This is a genomic window from uncultured Dialister sp. (assembly GCF_900541605.1).
Lineage (GTDB): Bacteria > Bacillota > Negativicutes > Veillonellales > Dialisteraceae > Dialister.
In genome coordinates this window covers 1-3349 of record NZ_UQKJ01000171.1, presented here as the reverse complement: position 1 = coordinate 3349, position 3349 = coordinate 1, and the positions used below count along the sequence as shown (strand labels likewise).

The following is a 3349-nucleotide window of genomic DNA, read 5'->3' as shown; positions in this document are numbered from 1 at the left end:
AATACCGCCTTTCATGACACTTTTTACCTTTTATCTCTATTTTACAGGAAAATGCGTTTTCTGACGATATTTTCTTGATTAAATCAGCGTTTCCCTAGCAGCTAGAAGCTAGCAGCTAGAAGCCCCCGCCCGTTCGCATGACGTCAAATCATACGACATCCGCTTTGGAACGGCTGGACCACGCAAGGCTAAAAGCTCAAGGCCTCACCCTGTATGGGAGATCGCCTATCCGGTTTTAATCCCGAAAGGAGCCATCTTTGGAACCTGTTTATAAAGAAATCATTGAGGGCACATTCATAGACCGGCCGAACCGGTTTGTGTGCCATGTCCTTGTCCATGGCAAGGCGGAAACCTGCCACATGCCCAATCCCGGAAGGATGCGGGAATTCCTCTTTCCCGGGGTTACACTGTACCTGACGCCGAACCGGCCGGGGCTCCGCACGGCGTACCGGGTGGTGGGCGTGAAAAAGGGGGAGGACATTTTCTACCTGGACACCACGAAGGCCAACGACGTGGCGTCGTACCTGGTGCAGCACCGGAAAATCCCGGGATGGGAAAACTATTTCCTCGCAGGCCGGGAGGTGACCATGGGAGACAGCCGGTTTGACCTGCTCCTGGGGGATGCGGACACCGGGGAAACCTTCCCGGTGGAAGTGAAATCCTGCAGCCTTTCCGGTGAAAGGGGCGCCATGTTTCCCGACGCTCCCACGGAGCGGGGAGAAAAACATATGGCCCACCTGGTTACCATGGCGGAAAACGGGGAACATGCGGGACTCCTGGTGCTTGTCCATTACCGGAAGGCCCAATGGTTCCTTCCGAATTTCCATACGGACCTGCCCTTCGGGGAATGGTTCCGGAAGGGCATGGATGTACTGGACTGGAAGGCGGCGGGCCTTTCCTGGACCGAAGATTTCCACATGCCCGAGTCCGTCCGCCTCATAGGAAGCTCCGCCAAAGCGCTGGATGAGGAAATGGGCAATGCCGGGGACTATATGATTGTGCTCCATCTCGAAGAGGACCGGGATATTCCCACCGGCAGCCTGGGTACACTCCATTACCGGAAGGGGTACTACGTGTATGCCGGATCGGCGAAGAGAAACCTGGACCAGCGCATGGCCCATCATCGGGCGCTCCGGAAGAAGAAGCACTGGCACATGGACTACCTCCGGCAGGAATGCTCGTTCCTGGCGGCCCTTCCCATCCGTACAAAGGAGGACCTGGAACACCGGCTGGCAGGCCGGCTGTCGGACATTGCGGACTGGTCTGTGAAGGGCTTCGGCTGCACCGACTGTCACTGCGATTCCCATCTTTTCGGATTTGAAGAAAATCCCCTGCACCTGCCGCAGTTTGTGAAAATCGAAGAGGACTTTGAAATCAACCGGCTGGACCGGTATTTTCGGTAATCAAAAAGGACTGTGAGAAATCACAGTCCTTTTCATTTGGGAATTTTACGGATTGAGTCATTCGTGCGGGGCTTTGAGCCTTTAGCCTTGAGCTGGTCAGGCCCTGCGGGCCGGGTGACGAGTGGTTAAATGTGTGGCTGAACGTACAGGGGTTTTAGGGAAGCACTGATTAATTCGCAGAGTCAGATTTCATAAGGATTTTTATGCACTGCTTCGTCATAATCCTCCTTAAATAGCTCGCTATTCGCGTCGGATTATTCCTTGCATTGCATAAAAACCCAAGAATGAAATCTGACAACGATTTAATCAGCGCTTCCTTAAATAACATTCTCAAAGTGTATATGGATTTCAAGGAATGAATGAGCTTTGTTCGGGCAGCGGCCTGCGGCCGGGGTTATGCGTGGCAAGGCGCTGCCTGTCGGCAAGGCAGTGGCCTTTGGCCAGGGCTGAAGGTGCGGCACACAGATTATATAGCGCCGCAGATTTATACTATTCCTTCCTTGAGCCCAGGCGGCAGCCTTCGCCATGCTGCGCATAGCCATGCCGCAGGCGGAGCCTGGGCGAAGGCACTGCCCTTTTATTTATTCACATAGAGTGGTCGAACGTTGTTTCCGAAAGGAGGGGAATGCCCTGAGTCTGAATAAAAATATCATCACCCTCATAGCCAGTATGTTTCTGGTTTCCTCCGGCTACACCATGGTTATTCCTTTCCTGCCTCTCTACCTGGAGGAAATGGGGGTGCCGGAAAGGGAAATTTCCCTTTGGACCGGTCTTGTTTTCTCCAGCTGCTTCCTCGTGGCTGCGGTCATGGGGCCGGTGTGGGGGAAGCTGGCGGATGTGGGGGGAAAGAAAAAGATGGCCATCCGGGCGGCGGTGCTGCTCGGTTTTTCCTATCTTTTCTGCGGTCTCTGCCAGAATCAGTACCAGCTCATGGCGGCCCGGGCGTTTCAGGGATTTGCCAATGGCTTCGTGGCGGCTGCCATGGCTATTATTTCCGACAGTGCGGACTCCAGAAAACTGGGAGGCACGCTGGGCATGGCCCAGACGTCCCTTGTGGTAGGCGGTATCTGCGGCCCTCTCATGGGGGGCGCACTGTCCCACGTGGCAGGTATGAAAAATACCTTTTATCTTTCTGCTCTTTTTCTGTGGATCGTGGCAGGGGCGGTTATTTTCTTCGTCAGGGAAAAGAAGGGAACGAAAACAGAAAAGCCGGTGGAAAAGACATCCATCACGGCGGACCTGAAGTACGCCTTTGGAAATGACCATGTTCGTGGGCTCCTGCTTATTACTTTTTTCCTGCAGACCACGCTTCTCATGATCCAGCCCGTAACTTCTCTTTATGTGAGCCAGCTCATGAATCACAGCGGAAATATAGAGCTTGTCTCCGGCATCATCATGTCCAGCGGCGGAGTGGCCGGTGCATTGACCACGACCCTTTGGGGTAAATTAGGACAGTCAAAGGGGTATTACAAGGCCATCACGGTAACCCTTTCTTTGGCAGGCTGCATTACCATTCTTCAGTCTTTGCCTGATTCGGTCATAGGATTCGGACTCTGCCAGTTTTTAGCGGGCTGTTTTGTTATCGGTGCGAATCCTTCCATTAATGCAGCCCTCGTTAAGTTTACGCCTTCCGATTTCCGTGGCCGGGTTTTTGGCCTTTCCAATACGGCCCAGCAGTTTGGAAACATGTGGGGCCCCCTCCTGTCCTCTGCCATATCCATGACCTTCGGCCTGTGGGAAGTCTATGCTGCCGCAGGACTGATCCAGCTGGCCCTGGGAATTATAGTTTATGCAAACCGAGTGAGGCATAAAGAAAATGGCTGAAGGATACTGCCCTTTTCATAGTCAGCTAGGGAAGCACTGATTAAATCGTTGTCAGATTTCATTCTTAGATTTTTATGCAATGCGAGGAATAACTCGACGCGAATAGCGAGCTATTTAAGGAG

At 53.1% G+C, this 3349-nt stretch carries 2 protein-coding genes; both read left to right on the top strand.

Going from position 1 to position 3349, the window contains the following annotated elements:
* Positions 1-257 precede the first annotated feature (257 nt).
* Positions 258-1403, top strand: coding sequence for a DNA/RNA nuclease SfsA (gene sfsA, locus QZR21_RS08685; protein WP_296099437.1), 1146 nt, complete (start codon positions 258-260; stop codon positions 1401-1403).
* A 669-nt stretch (positions 1404-2072) separates the two neighbouring features.
* On the top strand, positions 2073-3227 hold the full coding sequence (locus tag QZR21_RS08680) for an MFS transporter (protein WP_296096420.1): 1155 nt from the start codon (positions 2073-2075) through the stop codon (positions 3225-3227).
* Positions 3228-3349: the final 122 nt, after the last annotated feature.